We start from the raw sequence: 26,716 nt of genomic DNA on the forward strand, positions 1-26,716 counted from the left end.
GGAAATGGAAGAATCTCAAATCGGAACATTATTCTATTTCGGAGCCAGAGTATTCTTGGCCCAAAAAGGACTGACCACAGATCCCCACTCTCACTATGCAGTTTCCATCTTAATCTCTTTGACTTCTAAGTTCAAAGTGATAGAAGAATCCGGCAATGTGTTGGAGTTCCAAGCTGTGGTTTTAGCTCCGAATACTTATCATACTCTTTCTGCAGAAAATTCCGATATGATCGTTTTGCAGATCGACCCCTATGGTATCGACTATGCATCTGTTGCTGATAGGTTTGGAAGAAAAGGAATCTCAGAGATCCCTTTTGAAAATTTAGAACCCGTTCTCTCAAGATGTAAGAATCTATTTCATGAAAATATAAATTGCCAAGCCGCCAAAGAACTTTTCGAAGATATTCTTGCTTGTGTAGGAACTGAAAAACCTTCCAGAGTTTCTTTAGACCCCAGAGTTCTATCAGCAACTCTTAGGATGAAATCCGCTCTTCCCGGTTCCATCTCCGTTCCGGAACTTGCAAAAGAAACAGGGTTCTCAGAAACAAGGTTTATGCATGTTTTCAAATTGCAAATGGGCCTTCCTGTAAGACAATACCAACTTTGGTTGAGACTACATGAAGCAGCAAAACTTTTGAAGGAAGGCGGAAATCTGACCGAAGCTTCTCATGCTGCCGGTTTTGCAGACCAAGCACATTTAAGTAGGACTTTCAAAAGAATGTTCGGTGTACAACCTTCTAAGTTTTTAGGTGCGAACACGAACGTTGCAGTCCATTTTTGCGTTTAATAAATATTGAATATTATAGAAAAGAAAATCGCCCGCTAAACGCGGGCGTTTGCGTAAAAGCAAGAGAGAATGTTAATGAGCAGTGCTGAAGTTTTTTAATTTGCCTTGTGCTGCGAGTTCTTTACGAACCGCTTCTTGCACATCTTTTCTGAGTCCCAATTCGAAAAACACATCTGCAATTACGAAAATAGGAGCAGAAACTACTGCTTGGAATAAATTGTCGAACAATGCAGGACGGCTTTTTTCAAAGATAAAATGTCCGTAGAATTGAGCTCCCCAACCTATCAACTGAGCGACTGCGAATATGCTCCAAGCAGTGGTAGCGGTCAATGATAGGGTGATGTATTGAGCGAGAAACATTAAAGATCCGAAGACCACAGTAGTCGCCGCAGCAAAAATAAAATCCAAGGTGAAATAGTAGGCAAGCACTACGATCCCAAATACGGTAGCAGCGGTTACTGTATAACCTAAAACATTAACTAACTCTAATCTATTCAGCACCAAAAATAAGGTGAAGGTGATGGTAGGAACTCCTAACACGTGGATCCACACGTTTCTTTTTTCTTGGTGGTACGCGGAATAGAAGGCCATTTCCTTAGCGAATTTCATGGATAAAACTCCTCACAATTTCAGTTTCAGTATATACCCGATTCCCAGGTTTCGGCTTGAACGAACCTGCCATTTTAGAAAAAAAATCCGTTGCGTAATACTCGTTCGAAATAAACCATTGAGTCGGTCCTCAAACCTATTCAAACCAGGGAATTATATGCCATATATCAATTTAAAAGTAGCCGGGCCTCTAACCAAAGAGCAAAAACAGCAGATAACTAAAGAATTCACAGAAACTCTTACGAAAGTTGCCGCAAAACCTCCTGAATCCACATATATCGTGATCGATGAAGTTTCCAGAGAGAATTGGGCAGTGGGTGGAAAACTCTTAGAGTAAAAATGGATACGATCTTTTTTGCGGCCTCCAAACTTGCAGGGGCCTTCTTATTTCCCCTACCCGCTTCCCTTCTTTTGTTGGTACTTTTTGCCTTCAGACTTCCCAAATTCAAACATAAGGTCTGGGTTTTAGTTCCTACACTTATTATCTGGGTCGCCGCCACTGATAGTTTTTCCCAATGGTTGGTCAAAGGCCTGGAAGAAAAACATCCTCCGGTCCGTTTAGAAACTCTGGAAAACTCGGATGCAATTTTAGTTTTGGGCGGGGCCGTAGACAATCTTGCCTTATACGAACAACAGGTACAATTGACTTCTGCTGCGGAACGAATGACTGACGCTGTAAGGTTATTTCAAAAAAGAAAAGCGCCACGTATCGTTTTCACCGGAGGTTCCGGGAATTTATTCTTCCAAACTAGAAAAGAATCCGACTTCGCTCTTCAATTTTTCGAATCTTTAGGAGTTCCTACAAAGGTCGTTTTTCTGGAGACTGAAAGCAGGAACACTAAGGAGAATGCGGAAAAAACGGCAGAACTTTTTAGTAGAAATAAATGGAAGTCCGCAATCCTGATTACTTCTGCATTTCATATGGAAAGGTCTCTACTGGTATTTGCAAACACTGGGATCAAGATACATCCTTGGCCAACAGACTATAGGTCCAGAGTCAAAATTCTGACTATAGACGATTTTATACCTTCTTCCCAAAGTCTGGAGAATACAAGCATCGCTTGGAAAGAGAGAATAGGCCTATTCGTTTACGGATTTAGAGAGAGTATTTCCACTTTTCTTCCCCTCCGTATCCGATATCCTTGGTCTAAGGACTGGAATTAAAACACAGATGAACGTGAAATTTACCGTACTTGCGAGTATCATCGCACTTTCCTTGGGAACAATCGCATTCTTTTCTTCTAAAGAAACTTCTTATACTTTATTAGATGCTTCCGATTTAGCTGCAAATACCACTAAATACGAGGCGGATGATCTATTAAGAGTAAGAGGATTCGTAAAATTAGGTTCTCTTATCCGGGAAGGAAAAACTGCCAAGTTTGTTCTCCAACTGAACGAAAAAGAAGTGCCAGTTTTTTTTACGGGAGCTACATTATTACCCGACGCATTTAAAGAAGGTGCCAGAGCAAGAGTGGACGGAGTTTGGAAAAACGGAGTCCTGGTTGCTGATAAGGTAGAAGCGAAATGTGCATCCAAATACGAAGCAGGTTATAAAGAAGAAGAACAATGAATGATTTAGGCGCAGTTTGTCTCATCTCCTCCTTCTCCATCCTATTATTTTCCATTATCCAAACAAGTTACGGGATTTTTAAAAACGATTCTAGGGCATTAGAATTAGGCCGTTATACTTTGATGGCTAATTTTGCGGTCATCCTTCTGGCTTTTATAGTGTTGGTTGTCCAACTAATGAGGACCGATCTATCCAACTATTATGTTGCGATGCATTCCAGTGAACATCTTCCTTTATTTTATAAGATGACATCCGTTTGGTCTGGATCTTCCGGTTCACTTCTATTCTGGAATTTATTACTCTCCGGATTTACATTCGTTGTTCTCTGGCAAACAAAAGATCTGCTAAACGAAAGAATTCCGGTTATGCATCTTTCTTTGGCAGTGATCACCTGTTTCTTCTCATTCTTAGCGATCTTTTTTCCGGATGCACAACCTTTTCGTGAATTCCAACCTGCTGCAGTCGCCGGCAGAGGATTAAATCCGTTATTACAACACTGGGCAATGATCATTCACCCGCCGATCTTATACATAGGTTATGTGAGTTTTGCGATCCCATTCGCGATCGCTTCTTCTGCATTGATCACAGGGCAATTATCAGAGAACTGGTTTAGATTCGTAAGAAGATGGAGTATCTTCTCTTGGTTTTTCTTAGGAACTGGAATACTTTTAGGTTCTAAATGGGCTTACGAAGAATTAGGATGGGGCGGTTATTGGGCCTGGGACCCGGTTGAAAACGCAAGTTTAATGCCTTGGCTTCTCTCCACAGCATTCTTACATTCGATGATCATCCAAGAAAGAAGGGGAATGTTAAAGTTTTGGAATATGCTTCTGATCATTCTGGCATTCCATTTCTGTTTACTCGGAACCTGGATCACTCGAAGCGGAGTTTTAGAAGGACCACATTCTTTCTCTAAGTCCAGTATCGGAACTCCGTTTATAGTTTTTATCGGCGTAAGCTTCTTCTTCTATCTAGGAATTTTAATCTATAGAAAAGAAAGACTGAAACCGGAGAGAAATTTAGAAGCAATCACTTCCAAAGAAGGAAGTTTTTTACTTAATAATTTCCTTTTGGTGATCGCAACACTTTCCATTCTATTGGGAGTATTCTCTCCTTTATTGTCAGGAGTAGAATATAAAGCTCCTTGGTTCAATTCCTGGGGAGTTCCTGCTGGAATTCTACTCATCCTACTTATGGGAGCGGCTCCACTACTTGCATGGAGAAAAGGCGCTGACCAAATATTTTTCACTACATTATTAAAACCTCTGATCGCTGGAATCATTGGAGCCGGGATCTATATTTTATATTATAAAAACAATTTCTCCATCAGTGATTATAGCCTGGGTGATGTAGTAGGAGAAGTTTATAGCGTTCTGACGGTAGGACTGGGGATCTTCACGATAGCCGGTATAGTACAAGAATATCATAATGGAATCCAGGCGAGAAGGTCCGCTATCCAAGGAGAAAATTATCTCCAAGCCGGATTCAGAATGCTTCTGAAAAACAAAAGAAGATACGGTGGATATTTGGTTCACTTATCCATGGTAATTTTGTTTATCGGTCTTGCAGGAAACGCATTTAAACAGAACACTTCCGTAAAGTTTTTCTATTTCTTAAGATTTTCTCCTACGAATGAGCTTATTTATACGAGCGATGATACTGCGATTTTAGGAGATTATACGATTGGCGCAACCACTCTTAAGATCAAACCGATTGTAAACGGAGATCCGGAAGCTGGAGTCAATCATAGAAACGTAATCGTTTCTCATGAGGCAACCTTCGAAGTCAAAAAACAACTGAAAAGTTTTGATACGATGGTAACCGAAAGAAGATATTATCCTCAAATTTCACATTTGAGCGGGGACTTTGAGACACATATTCCTACTAGTGAACCTTCTATCTCTTCTACCCCTAAAGAAGATCTTTATATCCAATTGGGAGCGATAGAGCACGCGGATCTTTCGGATGAGAATCCGGATCTTCCAGGAATGTTCCTGGACTTTTTCTTTACTAGAGATCCTGCGATCAAGGCTGCAAAATATCTGAAATTCCCGAATCAGATCGTAGCGAATTTAGAAGTCTGGGTCAATCCAATGGTGAAATTTATATGGGCAGGATCTTTGATGTTCTTCTTATCCGGACTATTGATCCTATTACCGATAGGAGAAGATAAAAAATGAAAGTTTTAGTCTCTTCTAACCTATATAAGAAAATCCTAATTTCAATTTTTGGATTTTTCATTTGGATCGGTGCAGTAAATGCAGATTCTACTTTTACGAATCTGACCGACCAAGAACAAATCCGCACATTCCATAATGTGACTGAAAGAATACGATGTATTTGTATTCCATCTATCGCGATCAAAAGTTGTTCCTTCAATAACTGTACAGTTTCTGCAAAACTCAAACTTTTCATAGAGAACAGGATCAGAGCTGGAGAATCCGCGGATTTGATCGTGGACAAAATGGTCCACGGATTTGGCCAAGATATTGTTTCAGATCCTATCATCGCAAAGTTTATCGAAACCGGAAACCAAGGAATGGCTCAAGGAGTCATCATGGGTTTTGGTCCCGACATTCTGGCCAAACCGGATTCTTCTTGGATCGATTTTAGTATCGCTGCTGCCGCTGCATTCGGGATACTTCTTATCTATCTGTATTTAAAAAGAAGGACAGCTCCAAAAGCAGCAATCGCAACAGAATCGGAAAACCATTCTTCTTTTGATAAATACATCTCCGAAATAGAGGAGAAACAGAAATAATGGATTTTTTATTAATTTTCTTTTATATAGTTTTGGTCGCTATTATCGCGGCACCATTCGTTTACGTGAGTATGTTCGCAAAACAAATCCCTTACGAAACGGATCCTAAAAGTTCCGAGTTATTTGATAGAAGGGACGTTCTTCTGGATAACCTGAAAGATCTGAAAATTGAATTCGATACCGGAAAATTGACCGAGACAGAATTCAAATCTATCTCTTCCGGTTTAGTAAAAGAATTAGAAGAGCAGGACAAAAAGATCAGCCAAGGTGCAACCACCACAACTTCTTCCAAAGCGGAAACTTCCGCCAAACCTCAGCTTGGTGGAAAGTTCTGTCATAACTGCGGATTTAAAATAGAAATTTTTGGAGCGAAGTTTTGCCCTGAATGTGGGACAAAACTCCAAGTCTGAACTGATTTTTAAGAATGTCTTTTTTTAAGTTCTTCTACTATGTCGGAAAGAGAAAGACCTCTTTCCACAAGAAGAACTTGTAAATGAAAGAGTAAATCCGCGGACTCGTGAGTGAGTTCTTTTTTGTCCGCGTTTTTTGCCGCGATAATCACTTCTCCAGCTTCTTCCCCTACTTTTTTAAGGATACGATCCACGCCGCCTCGAAAGAGGTCCGCAGTATAGGATTTTTCGGGAAGTTCTTCTTTTCTTTTTTTAAGGATTTGCTCTAACTGAAGCAGGAAGTCCATCATTACCACCGGAGATACTTCGAATATTCGGGCCCGTTCTTGACGGTAAACAAAAAATTCCGTATTTCTGCATTTCCTTAAAAACGAAACGGAGAAAAAAAGGTCGAAGAGATGAGACCAATGCTCCCTTTTTCAAAAACCCGATCCGTCCTAGTCTTGATCTGCCTTGCACTCGCATCCGAAATCAGCTCCGAGGTTTGGGAAACTTCCGTCGAGACAGCTTTTAATAAGGCGAAGAAGGAAGGAAAACCCATCTTTATAGATGTATATGCAGATTGGTGCGGTTATTGCAAAACCCTCAAAAAGGAAATTTATCCTAAAAAAGAGGTAAAACAGGAATTATCCAAGTTCGTACTACTTTCTCTGGACGGGGATAGATTTCCGAACTTAAAGAAAAAGTATGATGTCACGGGATATCCTACTCTCTTATTTTTAGATAAGAACGGAAGTCTTACAGAGAAGATCGCAGGAATGCCAGATCATAAAATGGTGATCAAGACCTTAAGATCGGCGTATTCAAAAAGAGACAAAGAAGTTAGCCTACTTGCAGATTTAGAAAAAGATCCTGAAAATAATCTTCTTCTTTTAAAGGTGGGAGAATATTACTTCGAAGCAAAAGAATACAAAAAGTCAGCAGATTACTTCTACAAATCATTCGCGTCAGAAGATCCAAGAATGCCTGAGAATAAACATAAGGCTTTATTCAATCTGGGACTTAGTTTTACAGAATTGAAAAATTGGGAGAAAACGATCAAAACGTTTTCTTTATATTTGGATAAGTTCCCAACGGGACATTCCAAAGCGGCTTTGTATTATAGAGGAGGAGCTTACTCTTCGCTCGGCCAAAAAACGGAAGCGAAAGAAGATCTGAAAAAAGCCCTGGAACTCAGCTCTGATCCGGAGGAAAAAAAAGAGATCCAGGACTTATTGAATCGGTTGAATTAAACCGATTGTTTACCGATAGAGAAGTATTTGAATCCTTCTTTTTTCATATGATCCGGACGATATTGGTTTCTACCGTCAAAGATCACATGACCTTTCATTAATTTTTTAATTCTGGAAAAATCAGGTTCTCTGAATTCTCTCCATTCGGTAAGAAGAAGAAGTGCATCCGCTCCCTCTAACGCGTCATACGCGTCTTTCGCATATTCTATCTTGTCTTTAAAATAGTATTCGGAAGTTTCTTTCGAAACGGGATCGAATGCCTTGATCTTAGCGCCTTCTTCATGCAATTTTAATAATAAAGGAATAGAAGGAGCTTCTCTCATATCGTCCGTGCCCGGCTTGAATGCGAGTCCCCAGACCGCGAGAGTTTTTCCTTTGATCTGGCCTTTCCCGAAGAAGTCCTCTATCTTAGTATATAGGCGGACCTTTTGGTCTTCGTTCACTCTTTCTACTTCTCTAATAATACGAAGAGAAGAAGAAAAATTTTCGGAAGTGCGGATCAATGCGCGAACGTCTTTAGGAAAACAAGATCCACCGTAGCCGATACCGGCATATAAGAATTGGCGACCAATCCTAGAATCGGTTCCCATTCCTTTTCTTACATCTTCGTAATCTGCGCCCACGGTTTCGCATAAGTTCGCGATCTCATTTGCAAAAGAGATCTTAGTAGCTAAGAATGCGTTACATGCGTATTTAGTTAACTCTGCAGAAACGGTTCCCATTTTGATGATAGGATTTCCGTTCAATACGAATGGAGCGTAAAGTTGAGCAACAAGCGATCCAGCTCTTTCGCTGTCTGCGCCGATCACAACTCTTTCAGGTTTCATGAAGTCGTCGATCGCCGCACCTTCTTTCAAAAATTCCGGATTGGATACGACGTCGAATTCGTGTTTGGTGTTTTTAGAAATAATTTCTTTTACTTTAGCAGCGGTCCCTACTGGAACTGTGGATTTATCCACGATCACCTTGTAACCGTTGATTGATTTTCCGATCTGTTCTGCTACAGCAAATACGGCGCTTAGATCGGCGGATCCATCGTCCGATGTTGGAGTTCCAACGGCGATAAAAATGATTTCTGAGCCTTCTACACCTTCTTGGATAGAAGTGCTAAAACCCAGTCGATTCTCCTTATGGTTATTCAAAACCAATTCGGAAAGACCAGGTTCATAAATAGGTATGATTCCTTTTTTTAAGTCCTCTATTTTTTTAGAGTCCTTATCCACGCAGATCACATGATTTCCATATTCAGCGAAGCAAGCCCCGGCCACAAGACCCACATAACCGCTTCCAATTACGCAAACTTTCATACGAAAACCAGAATCCTTTCAAAGGGGAGGCTGGGAAGGAATTTATCCGGAAAAATCCCCTTTTTTCGCCTCAACTTTGACCGGGATCCAAGCGGCGCCTTCAAATTTGGGGACATCCAATCTTTCTAGCTCGAATTGTAAAACCCCATCCTTCCAAAGATAAGAACCTTCCGCATGACTTTCACCGGAATGTAATGCAATTCCCAAAGAATATTTCCCAGGAGAAAGATTTAGTGGAAAACGAAAATCTATCCGAACAGGTTCCTTGGGTTTTAGATCTTTTTGGCGACCACCAATATGGAATGTATTTGTTCCGAACACTCTGATCCCTCTATGATCATCGATATGAAAACCGACGGTTAGATCTTCTAGAGAAGAACGAAATGATGCTGCTACTCTTAATAAAACTTCCGCGCCCACCGGCAAGATAGAAGGATTTGATTTACCGGCATATTGGATCTCTACATCCAAAGATTCCACCAAAGAATCCTTATCCTGGATCTTAGTGTTTCCTTCTAAGGAAGAAGAAGCAATGATCTGCATATATTCCCTAAAGCCGTCTATCGGATCTCCGTCAAATACCAGCTTTCCTTTTTCCAAAACAATAAGTCTAGTGCAGACGGATTTTAAAAGTTCCAGGTCATGACTTACAATTAAAGTAAGAGTTCCTTCTTCCGAAAACTTACGAAATCGGTTTAAACTTTTCTGTTGGAAGCTTGCATCACCTACAGCCAAGGCCTCATCCACGATCAAAATATCAGGACGTTTTGCAGTCGCGAGTGCAAATCCCAATCTCATAGTCATTCCCGAGGAATAATTCTTTAAAGGACTTTTGCGGAATTCAGACAAACCTGAAAAACGGAAAATTTCCTCGGAAGATTTGATCAACTCTTCCGGATCCAATCCCCAGACTAGACCGTTATAGTATAAGTTTTCTTCTCCGGAAAGTTCAGGATTAAAACCGACGCCCAATTCTAAGATAGAACGAACAGTTCCCTTCTTCTCCAATTTTCCGGAATCCACTTTGGAAACTCCGGTCAGCAATTTAAGTAGGGTGGATTTTCCGGCACCATTACGACCGATGATACCGATGACTTCTCCCTTCTCCGCAGAAAAAGAAATTCCATCTAACGCCTTGTATTTTACATCCAAGCCGAAATATCCGAATGTAATCGCACTTAATAACCGATTCCAAGGTTTACTATAACCTTGGTAGGTCTTTGAAATATTCTCTATCTTAATCAAAGGTGATCCAACACTATCTGATTTAATTTAGTACGACTGAAAAAAAAGATCCCGAGGAAAATCCCAAAAAAAGGAAGAAAGTCCAAAATGTTTCCTTGAGGAGTATATCCGACAAGCAATGCAGATCTAAAAACTTCCAAAGGAAAAAAGAATGGATTGAATACATTCAATTTTCCTAAAATACCTTTCGACTCGTAAAGAATAGGAAGACCCCAGAACAAGAATTGGGTCAATAATCTCACTAAAGGGGAAATATCCCTTAAAATAATATTCACACGAGCAAGATAACTTTGGAGGCATGCCAGAAATAATCCGGTGCAGAACATAGATAAAAAAGAAAGAGGTAAACTCCAAATCCCGAGCTTACCTGCCCAGGCCAAAAAGATAAAGATAGGAATAGAAGTCACAAGCCAATGAAGCAAAAATTGCACAAATGGGATCCAAAGAAAAATTTCAGGACCAAGAGGAGATCTTTTGATCAATTGCCTGTTATCAGTCAGGATCCCCGTACCTCTGATCAAATATTCCTGCAAAGGGATCCAAAATAAAAGTCCGCTAAGTACATTAGAAAAATATTCTATGGAATTTTCGCCTTGGGACCTGATCCCAATAAAATAAAATACGACCGTATAGATCAGGATTAAACTTACGTTTTGTAGGAACATCCAGGCCAGGCCCAATGCGGAACCTGCGTATTGCAATGCATAATCCCTTCTTACAAGAACCGATAAAATTCTGAGATTACGCAAAAAAAAGAAAGAGGTCACTCTATAACCTAGGACTAGAATTTAAGAGGAGAAATCGATCAGTTCTCTCCTAGTCGAGTAGATTGTCTGCAGGAAAAGATCCCGTCAATTCCAAAAATCCAATGGTCCAAAAGCTCCACATCCAAATTAGAGAGTATATCCTTTAAGTTGGTATAAACTTCCCAATCTTCTTGGCTAGGAAAACAGATCATGCCGGGATGATTATGAGCCAGTATCGCCTGGGAAGCCTCGTCATTGAGTATGATCCGGACCAAGTCTCTTGGAAGAACTCCCACTTCTTCCAAACTACCTTTGGAAACTGTTTCCACTCTTAAAAGATCTCCTGCCGGGGAGATGGTGGCTAAAACAAAACATTCTCTTTTTAAAGGGGAGAATAGACCCTGCAGATAAGAAGAAAGTGTGGTCGGGTTATAACCCGCCATTCGGATGGATTTATATTTAAGCCTTTTAGCAAGTTCTAAAGCAGCAAGTAAGATGCTGACTTTTACCTTACCTAAACCGTTGATACGAAAATTTCTAGGAATATTGGATGAGAGAAGTCCTCCCAACCCTCGGGACTTTTTTAGAATATCTCGGCTGAGATCTTCGATAGGAAGGCCCCTGCTCCCTTTACCCAAAAGAACGGCAATCAGCTCCCAATCTTCCAAATTCTCCGCATCATGAAAGATACGGGATCTAGGATCCGGACCTGAGCCCCAGCGCTCAGCCAAGTTTAAATTTTTCTCAGGTTCTTCTTGCTCAACTCGGAAAGTGTTTCAGAAAACCAATTTCCGTCCTGGACCAAGTCCCCTTGGAAAGATTCTTCCAAATAATCCGCGAAGGTCTTAGAGTTCGGTTCAGAAGAACGAACTTTTTCCCTCCAATCGAATCCCGCCCCAGCGAGACCTTTACGGTTTCTCTCGTAAGCACCTGAATCTTGTAGAGATCGAATCATCATAACTTTTCTCTCCCTCGCCTAATTAGTTAGACGACATAAATTGAATTTATTACACCAATAATCTACTAAACGGTTATTTATATACTATACGAATTTATAGCTACCGTCAAGCGTTTACCGTGTTTTTTTAGAGAAATTTCCGAATATCTGACCGGAAGTTTCTCACTCACAAGATCCATTCTACCCCCAGCCCGGACAAATCCTGAATTCAACCTGGTTTCATTTTGGAAAAAATAGGCCAATTTCCAAAAAATCGCACTCGGCCCTTACTGAATTGGACCCGTCTCTGGAATGAGGTTCCACCATTTAGTCATCCTTCTTCTTCCCAGCGCTTTTGTTTTCGGATCGGATCTAAACATACCGGCAGAGATCTGGTTCAGACCTTGGTGGAACGGAGGAGAAATATCCTTTTTCGGAATATACGAAAAAGAAGAAGTTCCGCTCTCCGGAATTTCTCTCCAGCTCCCATTCTCATCAGGCACAAAAGAAGAATATAGACTCTCCTATGTTCGCAGCGGCCGGACCAAAGAAGGGAAATTTTTCGAAACAGTTTCCTTAGGTTATCAAATAGAGCTAAGCCGTAATTTAGGTTTTAGGTTTCGCTTTGGAGCAGGAGGTTTTGGGCCTTCTTCTTATTTTACTTCTCTAGGGATCTATGGTTCCAAATTAAGTTGGGAATTTTTTGGAAGAAAGGCTCAGGAAGAAAATTCATTAGGAATATTACTCAACTCTTCTCAGGACTCAGAATTTCGGATCGGTTTAGGTTATGAAAGAATTAGAAACAGCTCTTTAGATTTTGAAGATAGAGTCTCACTCGGGGTCTATTGGAGCTGGGAAGGATTTTTAGGACAGTTAGAAGGATTCGAATCGGAAAAAAGTCCAATCGGATTTGTCGGACTTGGATATTCTCCATTTTATAAAAGAGAAGAAGATCCAAAACCTAGTCCTCCACCGCAAACGCCCGCCGAAAAAACGAATATATATCCATCTCTAAAAGTAGAAGAACTTTTGAAACTTGGATTTTCCTTACAAGAATCCATTTCCATTTCTTCGCATTCCGAAGGACCTGCTGAAAAATTCGGAACCTATTTAGATTCACTTCCGGAACCCAAAAGAAGAAAAATCAAAAGGCTGATCCGCTCCAAAAGAGGATTTTAAATGAAAAAATCCCTTTTTGTTTTATTCATTTTTTCGAATATTCTATCCGCTGAGAACTTACCTACTCCTTTCTCTACGGGAGTTTCCTTTTCAGGATACGATTCCAGATATTATACAAAAAGACAGGAGACCGTATGGTTCAGAGGAGAAGTTTGTTTTAAAAATTTCGTTTTAGCTCTTCCCCATGAAGAATGTTCCAAACATAAAGTATTTTTAGAAAAAAGAGGAGAAACATATTTAGGCTCCTATCTATTTGAAAATAAGAATATGTATCTTTCTTATGGAAATCGATTCAGACCTTTGAATCATTTTTTCTTTTTAAGAGAGAAATTTGATTTTTCTTCTTTCTGGTTCTTAGAACAACCGACTGTCAGAACCGGATTTTTAGGCTTAAAATTTGGAGAGAGTATATTAGGTACTTATTATGCGGAAAATTCTGCAGATAAACGGCCCGGCTTCTTCTTCAAACCATATAAAAATTATCTGGAACTGGCATATTCTCCCCAAACGAAAGAAGGATTTATACTTTTAGAATTCCCTTCTTCCGAAGAAAGAAAATCTGAAAAGAAACCATACTGGTTTAGGACTGAAATTTTCGGCACCAAAGACGATCTTCAAGGAATTCTATCGGCAGCATGGTCGGACAAAGAGAAAGATAAAAGAATATTCGTTTCAGGATTTAGGGGAAGATCGGGGCAATTATTCCAACTTTCAGAAAAAACGGATCCGGAAGAAAAAGCGGAATTATTCAGATTTGTTTGGGAACCGGGACCATATAGAAGATTACAATTCGCGGAATCCAGTCGATATTCTTCGGATGGGAAAGAATTGTACTCGGCTAAATCTATTTTGGGTCGGATGGAAATTTTAGAATTCCCATGGTTTGCAATCTTAGCACAGGTTAGAGCCTACTCTTTTTCGGATCATTCTTCTTGGATTTTTGGAAAAGGTTTATACCTATCTTACCGGAAAAAATTTTGGAGATGGGAATTAGGGCAAGAGTGGAGAAAGAATGGGGACAGACTTACTGAAGCAGGGGTACAAATTTCTGTGGGTAAAAACTGGAAAATCTACGCAAGCCTCATCTATGCAGAAGAGAAAAATTTATATCCTGCGTTCGCTGAGGAATCCATCACTCCGGAGGAAACAGGGTTAGTTGTAACCGATAAATCTTTTTATTCTTTTTTACGGATCTCTCATTCTTACTTTGCTATTCATATTCGCCACACTAGAGAGAAGGAAGGTAAAGGAGACGGTTTAAGTATGAGATTCCAGGTGTATGTTCCGCTCTTTGATTAAAAAATCTAAATAGATTGTCGGAATAAAAAAAGGAGAAGTGCTTTTGGGCAACTTCTCCTTTCCAAAAATAGAAAGTTCTAAAAAACTATTTAATCTAGTTTGACTCTCAATTCTTGCAGAATATGGATTAGGAAAGTCAAAATCCCGGAGAAGATATAAAGACAGATCAGTCCATAAACAAGCCAAGGCCAGCGAGGAAATCCTACAAAGTATAATGCAATCAAAGCAGCGCCTAACATTAAACCTGCACGCAAAGGAGTTAGCTTGGAGCGAATCGCAACCTGAGGTTTGCCATATCGAATATTAGAAACCATTAAAAAAGCAATTAGGATAAACAAAGGAATTCCCAACCAATGAGGAAGAGTATGATCTTTTCCTAAAAAGATAGGAAGAAATCCGATAGTAATTCCTGCGATAGGAGATGGCAGCCCGGTAAAAGAAGAAGGGTCATGAGCCACATTAAATCTTGCTAATCTGTATGCAGCACAAGCAGGGAAGATAGCAGCGATCAACATTCCGATCGGAAAAAGATCTTCTTTTCCGAAAACATCTATCTTATATTCACCCAGAACCATATTATAAAAAAGGAATCCAGGTGCGATACCGAATGCGGTAAGATCTGCAAGACTGTCTAGGTCTGCACCGAGTTCGCTAGTTGCATCCAAGGCTCTTGCAGTCATTCCATCCAATCCGTCGCAGATCGCTGCGAGCAGGATGAAAAATCCGGAGAGTATATAGGATTGAGGTCCGTTACCTGTTGCCTCGGAAGCAATAAGTATGGAAACAAATCCCATACTCAAGTTCCCGAGAGTGATCATATTTGGAATCCAATGTAGCCTGCGATTCATATATAGGTCTCCTGCCTTACCGGACTTACAGTAAAGTCCAAACTCTTAGAATATCCCTGTTTAAATAGATAATAACCGAGGGCAGCAACCATCGCGCCGTTATCCGTGCAGTAGATCTTTTTTTGGGGAGAAAAAAATTCCAGGGAATTTTTATCCGCGAATTTGGATAATCTGTTACGAAGTGTAGAATTCGCCAAGACCCCTCCCCCTGCCATGATCCTTTTGATCCCGGTGATAGAAACCGCACGTTTTAGATTCCTCTCCACAAGTTCAAATGCTGTCTTTTGGAAATGATAACATACTGCCTGAGAGGAAAGATCCGGTTGTTTTGCAATCAAATGAGAAACAGCAGTTTTTAAACCTGAAAAAGAAAACGCAACACGATCCTGTTCCAGATTCCTAAGCAAAGGAGGTAAAAGATCTTTCTCCTTTGGCTCAGGAACATACTTGGATGCTTCCTTTTCAATTGGGGGTCCACCGGGATAAGGTAGGGATAATAACCCTGCAACCTTATCGAATGCCTCACCTAAGGCATCATCCATCGTATCTCCCACCACTTCCATTTTACCAAAATGAGGAATCTTATAGATTGCGGAATTCCCACCGGAAAGAAGTAAACCTAATACCGGAAAAACAGGCTCCACACCTTCTAAATGTAATACTGCAAAATGAGCCTGTAAATGACAAAGTGGAACGATAGGAGTTCCATATACTGCATGAATAGACCTCGCCAATTGAGCACCGATCATTAGTGAACCGGTCAAACCTGGGGATCTGGTCACAGCCACATAGTCCAGATCGGAAAGTCCGAGTTTGGATTCTTCTAAAACTTCGGAGAGAAGAGGATTGATCTTTTCTAAATGAGCACGAGAAGCGATCTCCGGAACAATCCCTCTAAAAGGTTTGTGAAGATCTATCTGGCTAAAAATTTTGAGGGAAAGTAATTCTTTCCCATCTTTTACGATCGCTAGACTGGTTTCATCGCAGCTAGTCTCTATTCCAAGACCGATCATAATTAGGATTTGGAAGAAAGTAGATCCACTGCTTTTTTCAATTGAGGATCCAATTCCAAATCGGTCATACTTCTGTCTTTTTCTGCTTGGGTTTTATTTTTAAAAACCGCTCTGGCAACATCCGAACTGAGTTTGATCCCTTGTTCTTTAAGCGCCTTTTCAAAATTCAAAAAGTTCTGCTCATTATAATCAGGGTATTTAGAAGCAAGTTGATCTAATAATTTTTTCTCGCTCATCTTTCTGAGATAGAAACGATCATCTTCATTAGGTTCTATCCCTTTTACGATCACATCCGGTTGAATCCCTTTTCCATGAAGTGATTTTCCGGAAGGAGTATAATACTTTTGGACCGTAAGTTTGACGGCCATTCCGAAAGAAAGTGGATAAACAATCTGTACCGAACCTTTCCCGAAAGAAGTAACTCCTACAATTTTTCCTCTTTTGTGGTCCTGGATCGCTCCGGCAAAAATTTCAGAAGCGGAAGCAGAACCTTCATTGATAAGGACGACTAAAGGTATAGAGGTATATTTATCTCCCTTGCCTGTAGACTTGGACACGTCCGCAAGTTCTCCACCTCTTCCTCTTACGGAAACTATATCCAATCCTTCCGGAAGAAAAATATCGGACAATGCAACAGATAAAGGTAATAAGCCGCCCGGATTCATTCTTAAATCCACGATTAGACCTTCGGATTTTTTATCTGCGAGTAACTTCAGATGTTTTTTAAATTCTTCTAATGTGTTTTCTCCCATAAACTGGTTCAAACGGAGATAACCCACTTTTTCTTTTTCGAAGAAATAAGAACGAACATATCGTATCTTAATGTTTTCACGAACTAATGTGAATTGCAGAGGTTCTTTTATATTTTTTCTTTCTACTTTAATGCTTACGGAACTTCCCGGTTTTCCACGCATTAGTTTGATCCCTTCTGCATAGCCCAAGTTTGCCGTACTTTTTCCGTCTATCTCAATGATCCTATCTTGAGGTAAGATACCCGCTTTCATCGCAGGAGTATCTTCGATAGGAGAAACAACTACTATAGCTCCGTCAGTATAAGCCACTTCCATTCCGACTCCGCCGAAAGATCCACGAGTCTCTTCCCGCATTTGTCTGTATTCTTCTTCTTCCAAGAAGGAAGAATGAGGATCTCCCAGAGATCCGAGCATTCCTTTGATCGCACCTAAGAATACTTTTTCTTCGTCTACGGTTTCTACATAACCGTTTTGCATGAGTCCGAAAACTTCATGGAATAATTGCAGATATTTTTCAGCAGTTTCTGAAACCGCTTTTGCATGTACCGGACGAAATACAAGCGTAGTAAATAAGATCAGAACCAAACCGGCCCAGGCAAATCTTTCCTTACTCTTCATTTTTGCCGACCAATGCGAAGTAAGTCTTCGGATATTTGATTCGAATTTGTTCCATTACGGAATCCTTATCTAGTTGGTATCTTTCGCAGGCAGCTTCCAAAATTTCGGAATCCTTTCGAATGGTTTGTTCGGAAGCGTAATTCAATCTTTCCGCAAGGCGGGCCTCGGTCAGATATTCAAGGACTAATTTTAAGTCCCTGTCTCCGATCTCTTTTTTTCGGGAGGCGCAATCGAATAATAGAAGTAATAAGAAGAAGGCCGCGAATACGCGGAAAAAGGAAAGATTATTCACTCTTTCAAAATCTTTCCTCTCTCAAGGGTTAATGTCAACTCCGAAATCCGGAGAGCTTATCAATAGGAGCGATAAAGGCCGATCAACTTTCCTACGATGGTTACTTTTTTACTACGGATCGGTTTGTATTTTGGATTTCTAGCTTCCAAACGAATATGATCCGCTTCTTTAAAATACACTTTTAAAGTTGCCTCGTCTTCGATCAGAGCAACTACGATCTCTCCGTTCCGAGCTATATCCTTTTTCTGGATAATCGCCACGTCTCCGTCATTGATCCCGGCTTCTATCATGGAATCCCCTTGCACTTTCAGGGCGAAGGTGATTCCTTTGGAAGCCATCTCTTCCGGAACTGGGATATAAGCTTCTATGTTTTCTTCCGCTAAAATTGGAAGGCCGGCAGCAACTCTACCTAAGAGGGGAATGCTCGGAGTGGGAACTGGTAAACTTTCGAATGGACTTTGGCGGGTAAGCTCTATTGCTCTGGATTGGTTTTTGGAGGTCTTGAGATATCCTTTTTTCTCGATGGCTTTTAGGTGATCGTAAGCACCCTTTGCCGTAATCCCAAACTCATCTCCGATCTCTCTGATCGTTGGCGGAAAGCCTCTTTCTTTGATTACATTGGTAATAAACTGTAAAACAGCGAGTTGCTTTTCCGTTAGATCTTTCATGCTTAACAAGTTATTAGTGAATAAATGTTGTGCAAGTACTTTTTTGGTGATATGATTAAAACTTAAGGAATTCACTCTTAAGAACGAAGGAACCTTTCGAGACAACTTCTGCGCCGTCAGGAAGCCCACCTAAGATGATAATATCATCTTCTATCGTGTCCCCTACTATGACGTTTACCGCTTCAAAACTGCCTTCCCCATGAGGAATGAATACGAAAAATTTTCCTTCTATCTCGTGGACTGCTTCCAGAGGGATCATCTTTCGTTTCCCTCCACCGGTGCTCACAACAAGACCGGCCACTTTTGCAGTAACCGTTTGGCCGGGTTTTAATTTATTTCCTTTATTCGAGACCATGATCCTGAGTTTTGCAGTACGTTTAATATTGTCCAAAACCGTTCCTACATAACCCACTTTTCCTTGGATCTGAACGCTACTATGTTCGTCACCTAAAGGAAATATAGTTGCCTGCGCACCTTCTCTCACTCCGCCCAGATCTTTTTCATATACATCTAATAAAACCCAAAGATGATTTAAGTTAGCAATCGTGAATAACTCTTCGTTACGATTGATCTGCTGGCCTAGAACAGCTTTTCTTTCGGTAACTTCTCCGTTGATAGGACTTCGCAGAATAAGATTAGAAGATACATAGATACCTCTTTCGATCCCTTCGATCTCGGAAGGAGTCAGACCGTAATTGTCCAACTTGATACGAGTGGTTTCCACTTCTGTTTTTGCAGTTTTGTACTGCATGGTTGCGAACTCATATTCTTTTGCAGAGGTAACTTTCATTTCGAAAAGTTCCTTAGCACGATCCGCTTGCATCTTCAATGCATCCAAAGATGCTCTTGCTTTTACATATGCCGCTTCTACTTCTCCCAATTGAATGGAAGAAAGAATTGCTAACGGGGATCCTTGGCTGACCTTATCCCCTTCTTTAACCAAAACTTTTTTAATCCTGGCTTCGACCTGAGAGCCTACTTTGGCCATACTTTCCGGATCGTAGGTGATCCTACCCGGTAATGCAAGTTCTTCGAATTGGGAGACTTCTTTTAAGCCAACATAAGTGAGTGGATGTCTTCTGATCACGTCTTCCGGAACAGTGAATACGTTTTTGTTCTCTTCAGTGATCTTTTTTTCAGGTTTTTTTTTGGAGAAGTATTTGAACCCGAAAAATGCGATCGTAATTCCCAAGGCTAAAACGATCAGAACTTTATATTTTTGGAATAATAGTTTCATTGTGATTCTCCCTTCGCCCTGTTTGCCGAAGAAATTTCCGCGATTTTTCCGGTTGCGGCTTTATAATTTTCTACCGCATTAAAATATAAATATAGTAGGTCGTAATATTCTCTGAGGATGGTGAGGTAGTTTTTTTCTGCTTGGAGGAAGGTTACTTGATCGGAGGCGCCGCGGACATATGCAATTCTGGATTTCTCTTCCAATTGTTTGTTTTTCTGGAGAAGATTGATCCTTTCGTATTTGGTTAAGAGTTCTTCTCTCGCCAATAATTCTTTTTTAGCGGCCTCGATCTCGGCGTTTACTTCTCTTTTTTTTGCATCTAAGGCGAGTTCGAATTTTCTATATTCTTCTTTTGCAGAATATATTTTTCCTTGGCCTCTATCATTCAAAGGAATTGGGATGGAAGCGAATACTCCTCCATAATTTTCCCCACCTTTGACCCTCCACTCTCCACCTAACTGCAACCAGCCTAAGGCTTCCTTTCTTTGCAGTTCAATGTTCATCTTCTTCTCTTGTAACCTTTGCTCGAGCGCAGTAAGGTCAGGACGTTCTACAGAAGGAAAATTTTCTTTTAAGTGTAGTCCCATTTCTTCCAAAGTTCTGAACTTCATGGAGTCCACTTTGAAAGCGAATACACCTTCTTCCTCAGATAAACCGGAAAGGATGCGTAGATCTTTTTCGATAGCCTGCCTGCGAACGATCGCATCACGGTAGAATTTTTCTACCTGTATCCTTTCTAACTCTAAACGTTCGAATTCGAGAGGAGAGATATCTCCCTTCTGCACTCTAAACTTTGTGAGTTCTAAAAGATCGCTATAGTTTTCGTAGAATTCTTTGTTTGTATCTACAAGAAGTGTAAGAAATACGAATGCCCAATAATTTTGGCGAAGCCTCATCCGGAAGATACGATCGAAATTCCAGAAATCTTGGATTGAAGCTTCGAATCCTTTTTTGGCTACTCTTGTTCTAAGAGGAACAACTCCATACACGTCCAACTCTTGGTACATTCCGGGTGCTGTTTCCGGACTTCCACCTTGTGAGTTTGGAGTTCCGCCAATGAACTGTTGTTGGAATTGAAGGACTGGATTTCGATATAAGGAAGCGGTGATCACCCGTCCTCTTTCGATCCCCATATTTTGTTTTTCGGATAAATACAGAGGGTTGTTTGAGATCGCATATTCAGTTAAACGATCCACATCCCAGTCTATGACCTTGCCCGCAGTTGGACTAGCATTTGTAGAACTAGTGGTTACCGGACTGGCGTTTTGGCTCGGCTTATTAACCGGATTTCCCTTTTTATCTTCGATAGTCGTTTCGAAAGGAATTGTTTCTGGAAATACAAGTGTTCCGAAAGGGAATAAAAAAGAAGAAGCAGCAAAAATAGAAAGAAGGATCCAACTTCTGTTCTTATTATAGGAAGTTTTATCGAGTAGATCTTGTTCGTGTCCCGATTGGAAGTCTCGCATCCTCTTTCCTTATGGCTATTTCAATATCAAGCCCTGGTACCGCAAGTCCGTTTGCCTTTTTAGAAGATTTCATTTTAGAAAAGCCGGAATAAGTACCATTTCCCGTCTTGCTTTATGAAATACGGATTGATCAGTTCCCTTTCTAGTTTCTGGTTCTCTTTAAATTTGAGTTTTAACTCGCAAGCGTTCTTGCTCTCGTAATAGAAATCGACCTCTATCCCTCCGGAAGAGAGTAACAAATCCCGAACAGTTCTTACTTCTTTCGAATTTTTCTGTTTTTCTAATAGTTCTCTATCGAAGAAGTATATGCGAAAATAATTATCTGGACTAGAAAGCTCTTGTATAAGTTGTTCTCTGGTCCAATTCCCTTTTACGTCTATATACACCCCATCTTTTCTGGAAACAATCTCAGGTAAAAAATTTAGATCTCTAGCTATGGTTCCTGAAACGAGTCTTTGTAATAATTTCAGGATCTCTTCTGTGTTCTTGGAATGTTCTCCAGTATGTCCCGCTAAAAAAACTTTTCCTTGAGTAATAGATGGAGGGATTTCGGGACTTCGCTTAGCAGAAAGAGGAGATTCTCCTCTTGCAGTAACGCAAGAAACTTGTAATAATATTAGAAGTAACAGTCCTCTGAACAAAACGGATCCGTGTAAAGATAGATGGAACATGTTTAGGACCCCGAATAAAGCTGAAGGTTCCCTTTAGCCCTGGGATTTCAGCGCCTTTTTTAAAAGTTCTTCTAAATCTCTTCCGTAGAGTACGGAGAGTCTGGATGGATTATCCGCCAAAAATCTGCGAGCTCCTTCCGTGAAGTCCGCGTCTCCTATGATAAACGCCTTGTCCAATGCCATATCTTTTACTTGGCCCAAGGTATCTCTTAAGAATATATCCGAAATTTTAGCGTCCTTCCATTTTCTGAATTTGAAAAGAGCACGAGTTTCTTTGTCGGTTTTGTTCAGACCTTGGAAATTGACTCCATCCCCTTCTTTGTTCGGGATCTCTCTACTTACTGTATAATTTAGAGCTATGACAACCTTAACGCATAAGTTTTTGAAATCCACACCCTTTAAGGATCTATAATGATCCATGGCGCTGATCCCGATCTTATTCACGTCGATCACGATCTTGTTACCTTCTTCGTCTATAATCCCTTTGATGTGAAAGGACTTGGAAGATTTTAAACCGGAGATCTCATAATAACGTTCTACTGGAAATAGTTCTGTGAATAATTTTCCTAGTTCTTGCTCTGGAAGAAATCCACTCTTAGCGACTTTTCCAAGTTCTAATCTTTTGGTTTCAACTTGGTATTTATAATTTGCAAGTTCTATGATCCGATCATCATCCACTCTTTCGGATTCGGCTTCGATCAGATATTCGCTGGCGTCTTCCAATCTTCCCATATGAACCGCAATCAGGGAGAAATGGAAATCGGAGTCTATCATCTCCTGTTTCCATCCATTATTCCTTGCGATCTCCATGCATAGTCTGGCATGTTTTAGAGCTTCGTTCCAATTTCCTTTCAGGATAAATTCCAACATGATAAATTGGAATAATGTGTAACGAACATACTCGTCTGTGACAACATCTACCACAGAGTTTGCTACACGGATTGCCTCGTCATGTTCTCCGGCTCTTGACAAAGAGACCGCGTATAAAAATCCACCTACGGAAGAAGTAGGATCTTCTTCGAATGCTTTTTGAAAATAAGTTCTGGGATCTCCCTTTCTTAAGATACCTGCAACCACACCTTTTCCTATGAGCAATGCAGGCATTTTGATCTTCTCATCCGGAATCCTGGAGAGGAATTTATCTGCGATCCCGAATTCTTTTTGGCCGATCGCCATAAAGCCGATTCGGATACATGCCTCTAGATTATCAGGGTCTACGGAAAGAGTATCCGAATAATGAAATACAGCTTCTTCATATAGATCTTGTTGGTAATATATATCAGCGAGACGATTAGATACCGCTATTTCCGAAATTTCCTTATCGAAGTTACCGATCTTTTTGATCTTATCTAAATGTTTTGCTTCGTTATTATAATCACCTTCCATGGCGTAAATTTTCGCCATGATAAAATGAGCTCTGGTATTAGATGGATTGGAATCTAAAATATCTCTGATCAGGATCCGAGAGTCGACGTAGTTTCCCATAGCCGCCAAAGCAAGAGCCTTCTCAAAAGAATCCTTTTTGGATTGAATGAGAAAGGAACCTGCTGCGACGATCAGGATGATTCCAGCTGCAACGAGAATTACAAAGATCATTTTTCGGAATTTCTGCTATTAACTAAATAAATGTTGGATAAAATCAAACGTTTTCAATATCCTGCTCCCGATGGGAAGAATCACTTACCTGAGGTTTGCATTTTCCCTTTTTCTCCGGGACTGGATCACCAGTGTACTGCACGTCGTATTCTCGACGTTTTTCGCCTACGGATTTTTATTCGGATTTTTCTCCCTTCGTACGGAAAAAAGACCCACGGACATTTCTAGTATCGATCTATTCCTGAATTCTCCGTACTTGCTTTTATCTCTTTGTGGCCTCGCTTTAATTTTTATGAGCATAGTCAGGGTAATGACTCGTTCCGGGGATAACGGAATTATGATGGCTGTAGGCGGGAATAGACAGGGGGTCGTGCTCCTACAAACCGTGGAACTTTGGATCATCCACGGGATCGGGTTCTTATTTTCTTTAATTTTAAGCGTTTTTATCCCTATCGGAAAGTCAGAATTGGTCTCTCCTCTCGACTATCTTGCAAGTTTGGCCGCCGAAGCGATCTTAATCGGTGGAATCAGCGCACTTGTAGCCTATTTATACACCTTGGTTGATCCTTATAGATCGATCAGGAGGGGAAAATGATCCTAAGGATTAATAATCTCTCCAGACATTACGGTTCCACCAAAGCAGTTAACGGAATTTCATTCGATATCAACCAATCCGACTATGTCGCGATTGTGGGACCTTCCGGTTCCGGAAAAACCACACTTCTTTCCATGATTACAGGTATGTTATCCAGTAGTGCGGGAGAAATTTACTTCGACACTTTAAAACTTTCCTCCATGACCAAAGGGGAACTCGCTCGGTTCAGAGCGAAAAATATAGGATTGATCTTTCAATTTTCGGAACTTGTATCTCATCTAACTGTAGAAGAGAATATTCTTCTTCCTGCATTATTAGTTGGAAAATTCGAAGAGCAGGAATATAGAGAAAAATGTGAGTATTTAATCTCTAGTCTGAATCTTCATACAATACGAAATCAACTTCCAAGCAGTCTCTCCGGTGGACAAATACAGATGACTGCGATAGCAAGAGCACTCATCAACGAACCGGAGATGCTTCTCGCAGATGAACCTTCCGGTGACCTGGATCCGGAAAATAGTGAATTAGTACGTAAACTTCTCTCCGATTTTAATTCCAGAGGACTCACGATCCTACTCGTGACCCATGATATGAATCTGGCTTTTGATGCTAAGACGATCTACGAAATGAGAGAAGGAAGTTTTACCAGAGTCGTTAAATGAGTTCTATTATAGGCGTGGATATCGGCGCCCAAAGTATAAAGGCCTGCCTTACTAACGAATCCGGCAAAATAATTTCTCAATCCGATTGTAAAACCGGACCGGAAATGGATTCCAAACTTTTTCTGTCTTCTTTGGAAGAACAGATCTCTGAACTTATCTCAGGCGCCAAAGATCCGGTGAATGGTATCGGACTAGGAAGTCCAGGACCAATAGATAAAGAAAATGGAATATTGATCTCTTCAGCAAATCTTCCTTTATTAAAAAATGTTCCCTTGGTTGATTTTTTAAAGAAGAAGTTCGGCATTCCGGTATATTACGATAATGACGCGAACTGCGCTGCGTTAGGAGAGTATTGGTTCGGAGAAGGTAAAACTTCTTCCAATCTGATCGTTCTTACATTAGGGACAGGTTTAGGTGGAGGATGGGTTTTCCAAGGCAAACTATTCGACGGCTATCTTGGAAATTCCATGGAGGTAGGACATACCACTATTCATCCTGGCGGAGCACTTTGTGGCTGCGGGCAAAGAGGATGTACGGAAGCTTATTTTAGCGCGAGCGGATTCTCTTCTAGGTTTTTAGAAAAAACAGGCTCCAAACTTTCCGATGTAGAAACTCTATTCGATCTGGCTTCTAAACATCATAAAGAAGCAAACGAGATCCTGGAAGAAGGAATAGAAAGTTTAGCGCAACTCATTCGTAATCTAATCCATTTACTCAATCCTGAGCATATCGTATTGTCCGGAGGGATTGCTAAGTCCTATTCATTCTTCGGAAAACGACTTGAAAATAGGGTGAGAGAAATCATATTTCCCATATTCAAAGAATACGTAAAGATCCTTCCGGGAAAATCGGTCACCGGTGCCCTGGGAGCTGCAAGTTTATGTTTGGACAATAAAACATGACAGATTCCTGTATATTTTGTAAACTTATCAATAAAGAGATCCCGGCTAAGATCATTTTCGAGGACGAGAATCTATTAGCTTTTCATGATATTTCTCCCCAAGCACCAACTCATTTTCTGGTCATTCCCAAAAAACATATCATAGACATAGACAAAACCGATTCTGAGGATAAGGCTCTTCTTGGAGAAATTTTATATAGAGCCACTGAAATTGCCAGATCCCTCGGGCTCAATAAAGACGGTTTCCGTATCGTAAACAATATGGGTGAATTAGGTGGCCAAACGGTATTCCATCTTCATTTCCATGTACTTGGCGGAAGACAAATGAAATGGCCTCCGGGTTGATCTGTAACGAGGATCTATTTTGAAAAAATTATTACTCGGATTCGGGATCAGTGTTTTATCTCTGGGTTTTCTATTTTGGAATCTGGATCTATCCGGTTTTACTTCTATTTTAGAAAGATGGAAACCTATTTTCTTAGTTCCATTCTTCGTCGCAATTCTTTGGGGATTATTTTTATTCTCTTGGAGATGGTATTTACTACTCGGCAAAAAAGTTCCGTTTAGAACTGCACTTCTTTCCGCCTATATAGGAGTGGGAGCCAATCAATTCTTACCGGCAAGAGGTGGAGATATTTTCCGCCTCTATCTCTGCAAAAAGGGAGAGAATATCGGTTACGGAAGTTTGGTCAGTGGGATCTTTTTAGAAAAGGTCCTAGACTTCTCCTTTATATTCTGCGCGGGGTTAGGCGCACTTTTTATTTTAGGAGTTAACGGATCCGAAACCAAGATACTATTTCCGTTACTTGGGATCTTAGCGATCTTCTCCGCTCTAATAATCGTTCGTTTATTTTACAAACGCCTTATTTCTTTGGGAGAATTCCTATTTTCTAAAATAAGGAAGAAGGAATTTTTCTCTGAAAAATTAGCTCCTCAAATTACGGAACTAGGAAGTTTTTTAACTTTTCGTAATGTTTCCAGCTACGGAGTTTTGACAGCTTGCACCTGGCTTTTAGGATATGCAATCCATTATACTCTTCTACAATACTTAGTGGGGATCCATTTAAGTCCTTTAGAAACCGTATTTATTATGTTCTGCGGAGCTGTAGGAGTAATGGTACCTTCTGCGCCATCAGGGGCGGGAGTATATCATGCTTCCATTACATCTGGATTCGTATTATTGGGAAGAGAAAGTTCGGAAGGTCTTGTATATGCAACCACCGTTCACCTTGGACAGATGGTTGCACTCGGGATCTTAACAGCTATACTTTATGTTTACTGGTCTTTTACCGAAAAAGAAAAAGCGAAATAGTCA

General features: G+C 40.5%; 31 protein-coding genes. 15 read left to right on the plus strand and 16 right to left on the minus strand.

What is annotated here, in order from left to right; translation table 11 throughout:
- The first annotated feature begins 4 nt into the window (after window positions 1–4).
- The gene (locus tag EHO58_RS09400; RefSeq protein WP_135679746.1) at window positions 5–787 is read left to right on the plus strand and encodes a helix-turn-helix domain-containing protein; all 783 of its coding nucleotides are present in this window, start codon (window positions 5–7) and stop codon (window positions 785–787) included.
- Between the two features lie 72 nt (window positions 788–859).
- Here EHO58_RS09400 and EHO58_RS09405 read toward each other — a convergent pair whose 3' ends face one another.
- Window positions 860–1,396 carry an Mpo1 family 2-hydroxy fatty acid dioxygenase gene (locus EHO58_RS09405; RefSeq protein WP_135679747.1) on the minus strand — a complete coding sequence of 179 codons (537 nt, stop codon included), beginning with the start codon at window positions 1,394–1,396 and terminating at the stop codon, window positions 860–862.
- Window positions 1,397–1,553: 157 nt separating this feature from the next.
- Here EHO58_RS09405 and EHO58_RS09410 point away from each other — a divergent pair, with 157 nt between their 5' ends.
- Genes EHO58_RS09410 through EHO58_RS09435 form a run of 6 tightly spaced genes read left to right on the plus strand, consistent with a single transcriptional unit; the run spans window position 1,554 to window position 6,137 of the window.
- Window positions 1,554–1,733 (plus strand): tautomerase family protein, encoded by a 180-nt coding sequence (locus EHO58_RS09410; RefSeq protein ID WP_020771166.1) that lies wholly within the window; start codon window positions 1,554–1,556, stop codon window positions 1,731–1,733.
- A gap of 2 nt (window positions 1,734–1,735) precedes the next feature.
- Window positions 1,736–2,560, plus strand: a complete 825-nt coding sequence (locus EHO58_RS09415) for a YdcF family protein (protein WP_135679748.1) — start codon at window positions 1,736–1,738, stop codon at window positions 2,558–2,560.
- A 7-nt stretch (window positions 2,561–2,567) separates the two neighbouring features.
- On the plus strand, window positions 2,568–2,966 hold the full coding sequence (locus EHO58_RS09420; RefSeq protein ID WP_086446084.1) for a cytochrome c maturation protein CcmE domain-containing protein: 399 nt from the start codon (window positions 2,568–2,570) through the stop codon (window positions 2,964–2,966).
- Window positions 2,963–5,146, plus strand: a complete 2,184-nt coding sequence (locus EHO58_RS09425; protein WP_135679749.1) for a heme lyase CcmF/NrfE family subunit — start codon at window positions 2,963–2,965, stop codon at window positions 5,144–5,146. Before EHO58_RS09420 ends, EHO58_RS09425 begins: the two co-directional genes overlap by 4 nt.
- Window positions 5,143–5,727: a cytochrome c-type biogenesis protein CcmH gene (locus EHO58_RS09430; protein ID WP_135679750.1), complete on the plus strand. Its 585-nt coding sequence runs from the start codon at window positions 5,143–5,145 to the stop codon at window positions 5,725–5,727. The genes EHO58_RS09425 and EHO58_RS09430 overlap by 4 nt, the downstream gene beginning before the upstream one ends.
- Window positions 5,727–6,137 carry a zinc ribbon domain-containing protein gene (locus EHO58_RS09435; protein ID WP_135628759.1) on the plus strand — a complete coding sequence of 137 codons (411 nt, stop codon included), beginning with the start codon at window positions 5,727–5,729 and terminating at the stop codon, window positions 6,135–6,137. The genes EHO58_RS09430 and EHO58_RS09435 overlap by 1 nt, the downstream gene beginning before the upstream one ends.
- 8 nt (window positions 6,138–6,145) lie before the next feature.
- Here the strand turns inward: EHO58_RS09435 and hisE are convergent, their stop codons facing one another.
- The gene (gene hisE, locus EHO58_RS09440; RefSeq protein ID WP_008593771.1) at window positions 6,146–6,424 is read right to left on the minus strand and encodes a phosphoribosyl-ATP diphosphatase; all 279 of its coding nucleotides are present in this window, start codon (window positions 6,422–6,424) and stop codon (window positions 6,146–6,148) included.
- 120 nt (window positions 6,425–6,544) lie between these two features.
- On the opposite strand from hisE, the gene EHO58_RS09445 reads away from it, so the two are divergent.
- Window positions 6,545–7,369 (plus strand): thioredoxin family protein, encoded by an 825-nt coding sequence (locus EHO58_RS09445; RefSeq protein WP_135679751.1) that lies wholly within the window; start codon window positions 6,545–6,547, stop codon window positions 7,367–7,369.
- On the opposite strand, the gene EHO58_RS09450 is transcribed toward EHO58_RS09445, so the two are convergent.
- The 5 genes from EHO58_RS09450 to EHO58_RS09470 are packed head-to-tail and all read right to left on the minus strand — an operon-like array spanning window position 7,366 to window position 11,625.
- Entirely contained in the window at window positions 7,366–8,676 is a 1,311-nt protein-coding gene (locus EHO58_RS09450) for a UDP-glucose dehydrogenase family protein (RefSeq protein WP_135628764.1), read from the minus strand. The genes EHO58_RS09445 and EHO58_RS09450 overlap by 4 nt on opposite strands.
- Before the next feature lie 42 nt (window positions 8,677–8,718).
- Entirely contained in the window at window positions 8,719–9,921 is a 1,203-nt protein-coding gene (locus EHO58_RS09455) for an ABC transporter ATP-binding protein (protein WP_135679752.1), read from the minus strand.
- Entirely contained in the window at window positions 9,918–10,688 is a 771-nt protein-coding gene (locus EHO58_RS09460) for an ABC transporter permease (RefSeq protein ID WP_135679753.1), read from the minus strand. The genes EHO58_RS09455 and EHO58_RS09460 overlap by 4 nt, the downstream gene beginning before the upstream one ends.
- Before the next feature lie 38 nt (window positions 10,689–10,726).
- The gene (locus EHO58_RS09465; RefSeq protein ID WP_135628771.1) at window positions 10,727–11,398 is read right to left on the minus strand and encodes a JAB domain-containing protein; all 672 of its coding nucleotides are present in this window, start codon (window positions 11,396–11,398) and stop codon (window positions 10,727–10,729) included.
- Between the two features lie 2 nt (window positions 11,399–11,400).
- Window positions 11,401–11,625: an LIC12298 family protein gene (locus EHO58_RS09470; protein WP_010515858.1), complete on the minus strand. Its 225-nt coding sequence runs from the start codon at window positions 11,623–11,625 to the stop codon at window positions 11,401–11,403.
- Window positions 11,626–11,916: 291 nt separating this feature from the next.
- Here EHO58_RS09470 and EHO58_RS09475 point away from each other — a divergent pair, with 291 nt between their 5' ends.
- Together EHO58_RS09475 and EHO58_RS09480 are read left to right on the plus strand one after the other, a co-directional pair.
- Window positions 11,917–12,783, plus strand: a complete 867-nt coding sequence (locus EHO58_RS09475; RefSeq protein ID WP_135679754.1) for a hypothetical protein — start codon at window positions 11,917–11,919, stop codon at window positions 12,781–12,783.
- Window positions 12,784–14,082 carry a hypothetical protein gene (locus EHO58_RS09480; protein ID WP_135679755.1) on the plus strand — a complete coding sequence of 433 codons (1,299 nt, stop codon included), beginning with the start codon at window positions 12,784–12,786 and terminating at the stop codon, window positions 14,080–14,082.
- A gap of 89 nt (window positions 14,083–14,171) precedes the next feature.
- Here the strand turns inward: EHO58_RS09480 and pssA are convergent, their stop codons facing one another.
- The 9 genes from pssA to EHO58_RS09525 all read right to left on the minus strand — a co-directional run bounded on the left by pssA (window position 14,172) and on the right by EHO58_RS09525 (window position 23,243).
- Complete coding sequence (gene pssA / locus EHO58_RS09485) at window positions 14,172–14,930, minus strand: CDP-diacylglycerol--serine O-phosphatidyltransferase (protein ID WP_135679756.1); 759 nt, start codon at window positions 14,928–14,930, stop codon at window positions 14,172–14,174.
- On the minus strand, window positions 14,927–15,943 hold the full coding sequence (tsaD, locus tag EHO58_RS09490; protein ID WP_135679757.1) for a tRNA (adenosine(37)-N6)-threonylcarbamoyltransferase complex transferase subunit TsaD: 1,017 nt from the start codon (window positions 15,941–15,943) through the stop codon (window positions 14,927–14,929). The genes pssA and tsaD overlap by 4 nt, the downstream gene beginning before the upstream one ends.
- A 2-nt stretch (window positions 15,944–15,945) precedes the next feature.
- Window positions 15,946–17,313, minus strand: coding sequence for a S41 family peptidase (locus tag EHO58_RS09495; RefSeq protein WP_135628780.1), 1,368 nt, complete (start codon window positions 17,311–17,313; stop codon window positions 15,946–15,948).
- Window positions 17,303–17,605 carry an LA_1448 family UV-C exposure upregulated protein gene (locus EHO58_RS09500; RefSeq protein WP_100710357.1) on the minus strand — a complete coding sequence of 101 codons (303 nt, stop codon included), beginning with the start codon at window positions 17,603–17,605 and terminating at the stop codon, window positions 17,303–17,305. The genes EHO58_RS09495 and EHO58_RS09500 overlap by 11 nt, the downstream gene beginning before the upstream one ends.
- 59 nt (window positions 17,606–17,664) lie before the next feature.
- Window positions 17,665–18,273 carry a transcriptional repressor LexA gene (lexA, locus tag EHO58_RS09505; protein WP_086446331.1) on the minus strand — a complete coding sequence of 203 codons (609 nt, stop codon included), beginning with the start codon at window positions 18,271–18,273 and terminating at the stop codon, window positions 17,665–17,667.
- 55 nt (window positions 18,274–18,328) lie between these two features.
- Complete coding sequence (locus tag EHO58_RS09510) at window positions 18,329–19,510, minus strand: efflux RND transporter periplasmic adaptor subunit (RefSeq protein ID WP_135628782.1); 1,182 nt, start codon at window positions 19,508–19,510, stop codon at window positions 18,329–18,331.
- Window positions 19,507–20,976 carry a TolC family protein gene (locus EHO58_RS09515; RefSeq protein WP_135628784.1) on the minus strand — a complete coding sequence of 490 codons (1,470 nt, stop codon included), beginning with the start codon at window positions 20,974–20,976 and terminating at the stop codon, window positions 19,507–19,509. The genes EHO58_RS09510 and EHO58_RS09515 overlap by 4 nt, the downstream gene beginning before the upstream one ends.
- Window positions 20,977–21,050: 74 nt before the next feature.
- On the minus strand, window positions 21,051–21,647 hold the full coding sequence (locus EHO58_RS09520; RefSeq protein ID WP_135628786.1) for a hypothetical protein: 597 nt from the start codon (window positions 21,645–21,647) through the stop codon (window positions 21,051–21,053).
- Between the two features lie 33 nt (window positions 21,648–21,680).
- Entirely contained in the window at window positions 21,681–23,243 is a 1,563-nt protein-coding gene (locus tag EHO58_RS09525; RefSeq protein WP_135628789.1) for a tetratricopeptide repeat protein, read from the minus strand.
- Window positions 23,244–23,535: 292 nt separating this feature from the next.
- Here EHO58_RS09525 and EHO58_RS19720 point away from each other — a divergent pair, with 292 nt between their 5' ends.
- From EHO58_RS19720 to EHO58_RS09550, 5 genes are read left to right on the plus strand one after another with little or no spacing between them, the layout of a single operon-like run.
- Window positions 23,536–23,838: a hypothetical protein gene (locus tag EHO58_RS19720; protein ID WP_244241120.1), complete on the plus strand. Its 303-nt coding sequence runs from the start codon at window positions 23,536–23,538 to the stop codon at window positions 23,836–23,838.
- Window positions 23,835–24,500, plus strand: a complete 666-nt coding sequence (locus EHO58_RS09535; RefSeq protein WP_100723101.1) for an ABC transporter ATP-binding protein — start codon at window positions 23,835–23,837, stop codon at window positions 24,498–24,500. The genes EHO58_RS19720 and EHO58_RS09535 overlap by 4 nt, the downstream gene beginning before the upstream one ends.
- Window positions 24,497–25,402, plus strand: coding sequence for an ROK family protein (locus tag EHO58_RS09540; RefSeq protein WP_135679758.1), 906 nt, complete (start codon window positions 24,497–24,499; stop codon window positions 25,400–25,402). The genes EHO58_RS09535 and EHO58_RS09540 overlap by 4 nt, the downstream gene beginning before the upstream one ends.
- Window positions 25,399–25,746, plus strand: coding sequence for a histidine triad nucleotide-binding protein (locus tag EHO58_RS09545; RefSeq protein WP_135679759.1), 348 nt, complete (start codon window positions 25,399–25,401; stop codon window positions 25,744–25,746). The genes EHO58_RS09540 and EHO58_RS09545 overlap by 4 nt, the downstream gene beginning before the upstream one ends.
- 19 nt (window positions 25,747–25,765) lie before the next feature.
- Window positions 25,766–26,713, plus strand: coding sequence for a lysylphosphatidylglycerol synthase transmembrane domain-containing protein (locus tag EHO58_RS09550; protein WP_135628798.1), 948 nt, complete (start codon window positions 25,766–25,768; stop codon window positions 26,711–26,713).
- Window positions 26,714–26,716: the final 3 nt, after the last annotated feature.

It is taken from the genome of Leptospira selangorensis (assembly GCF_004769405.1).
Lineage (GTDB): Bacteria > Spirochaetota > Leptospiria > Leptospirales > Leptospiraceae > Leptospira_B > Leptospira_B selangorensis.

What these genes read in the sequence shown, in the direction of transcription:
- EHO58_RS09400 (WP_135679746.1), top strand. Translation starts at nt 5, where the DNA reads ATGGAAGAATCTCAAATCGGAACATTATTCTATTTCGGAGCCAGAGTA.
- EHO58_RS09405 (WP_135679747.1), bottom strand. Translation starts at nt 1,396, where the DNA reads ATGAAATTCGCTAAGGAAATGGCCTTCTATTCCGCGTACCACCAAGAA.
- EHO58_RS09410 (WP_020771166.1), top strand. Translation starts at nt 1,554, where the DNA reads ATGCCATATATCAATTTAAAAGTAGCCGGGCCTCTAACCAAAGAGCAA.
- EHO58_RS09415 (WP_135679748.1), top strand. Translation starts at nt 1,736, where the DNA reads ATGGATACGATCTTTTTTGCGGCCTCCAAACTTGCAGGGGCCTTCTTA.
- EHO58_RS09420 (WP_086446084.1), top strand. Translation starts at nt 2,568, where the DNA reads ATGAACGTGAAATTTACCGTACTTGCGAGTATCATCGCACTTTCCTTG.
- EHO58_RS09425 (WP_135679749.1), top strand. Translation starts at nt 2,963, where the DNA reads ATGAATGATTTAGGCGCAGTTTGTCTCATCTCCTCCTTCTCCATCCTA.
- EHO58_RS09430 (WP_135679750.1), top strand. Translation starts at nt 5,143, where the DNA reads ATGAAAGTTTTAGTCTCTTCTAACCTATATAAGAAAATCCTAATTTCA.
- EHO58_RS09435 (WP_135628759.1), top strand. Translation starts at nt 5,727, where the DNA reads ATGGATTTTTTATTAATTTTCTTTTATATAGTTTTGGTCGCTATTATC.
- hisE (WP_008593771.1), bottom strand. Translation starts at nt 6,424, where the DNA reads ATGGACTTCCTGCTTCAGTTAGAGCAAATCCTTAAAAAAAGAAAAGAA.
- EHO58_RS09445 (WP_135679751.1), top strand. Translation starts at nt 6,545, where the DNA reads ATGCTCCCTTTTTCAAAAACCCGATCCGTCCTAGTCTTGATCTGCCTT.
- EHO58_RS09450 (WP_135628764.1), bottom strand. Translation starts at nt 8,676, where the DNA reads ATGAAAGTTTGCGTAATTGGAAGCGGTTATGTGGGTCTTGTGGCCGGG.
- EHO58_RS09470 (WP_010515858.1), bottom strand. Translation starts at nt 11,625, where the DNA reads ATGATGATTCGATCTCTACAAGATTCAGGTGCTTACGAGAGAAACCGT.
- EHO58_RS09475 (WP_135679754.1), top strand. Translation starts at nt 11,917, where the DNA reads ATGAGGTTCCACCATTTAGTCATCCTTCTTCTTCCCAGCGCTTTTGTT.
- EHO58_RS09480 (WP_135679755.1), top strand. Translation starts at nt 12,784, where the DNA reads ATGAAAAAATCCCTTTTTGTTTTATTCATTTTTTCGAATATTCTATCC.
- pssA (WP_135679756.1), bottom strand. Translation starts at nt 14,930, where the DNA reads ATGAATCGCAGGCTACATTGGATTCCAAATATGATCACTCTCGGGAAC.
- tsaD (WP_135679757.1), bottom strand. Translation starts at nt 15,943, where the DNA reads ATGATCGGTCTTGGAATAGAGACTAGCTGCGATGAAACCAGTCTAGCG.
- EHO58_RS09495 (WP_135628780.1), bottom strand. Translation starts at nt 17,313, where the DNA reads ATGAAGAGTAAGGAAAGATTTGCCTGGGCCGGTTTGGTTCTGATCTTA.
- lexA (WP_086446331.1), bottom strand. Translation starts at nt 18,273, where the DNA reads ATGAAAGATCTAACGGAAAAGCAACTCGCTGTTTTACAGTTTATTACC.
- EHO58_RS09510 (WP_135628782.1), bottom strand. Translation starts at nt 19,510, where the DNA reads ATGAAACTATTATTCCAAAAATATAAAGTTCTGATCGTTTTAGCCTTG.
- EHO58_RS09515 (WP_135628784.1), bottom strand. Translation starts at nt 20,976, where the DNA reads ATGCGAGACTTCCAATCGGGACACGAACAAGATCTACTCGATAAAACT.
- EHO58_RS09520 (WP_135628786.1), bottom strand. Translation starts at nt 21,647, where the DNA reads ATGTTCCATCTATCTTTACACGGATCCGTTTTGTTCAGAGGACTGTTA.
- EHO58_RS09525 (WP_135628789.1), bottom strand. Translation starts at nt 23,243, where the DNA reads ATGATCTTTGTAATTCTCGTTGCAGCTGGAATCATCCTGATCGTCGCA.
- EHO58_RS19720 (WP_244241120.1), top strand. Translation starts at nt 23,536, where the DNA reads ATGAGCATAGTCAGGGTAATGACTCGTTCCGGGGATAACGGAATTATG.
- EHO58_RS09535 (WP_100723101.1), top strand. Translation starts at nt 23,835, where the DNA reads ATGATCCTAAGGATTAATAATCTCTCCAGACATTACGGTTCCACCAAA.
- EHO58_RS09540 (WP_135679758.1), top strand. Translation starts at nt 24,497, where the DNA reads ATGAGTTCTATTATAGGCGTGGATATCGGCGCCCAAAGTATAAAGGCC.
- EHO58_RS09545 (WP_135679759.1), top strand. Translation starts at nt 25,399, where the DNA reads ATGACAGATTCCTGTATATTTTGTAAACTTATCAATAAAGAGATCCCG.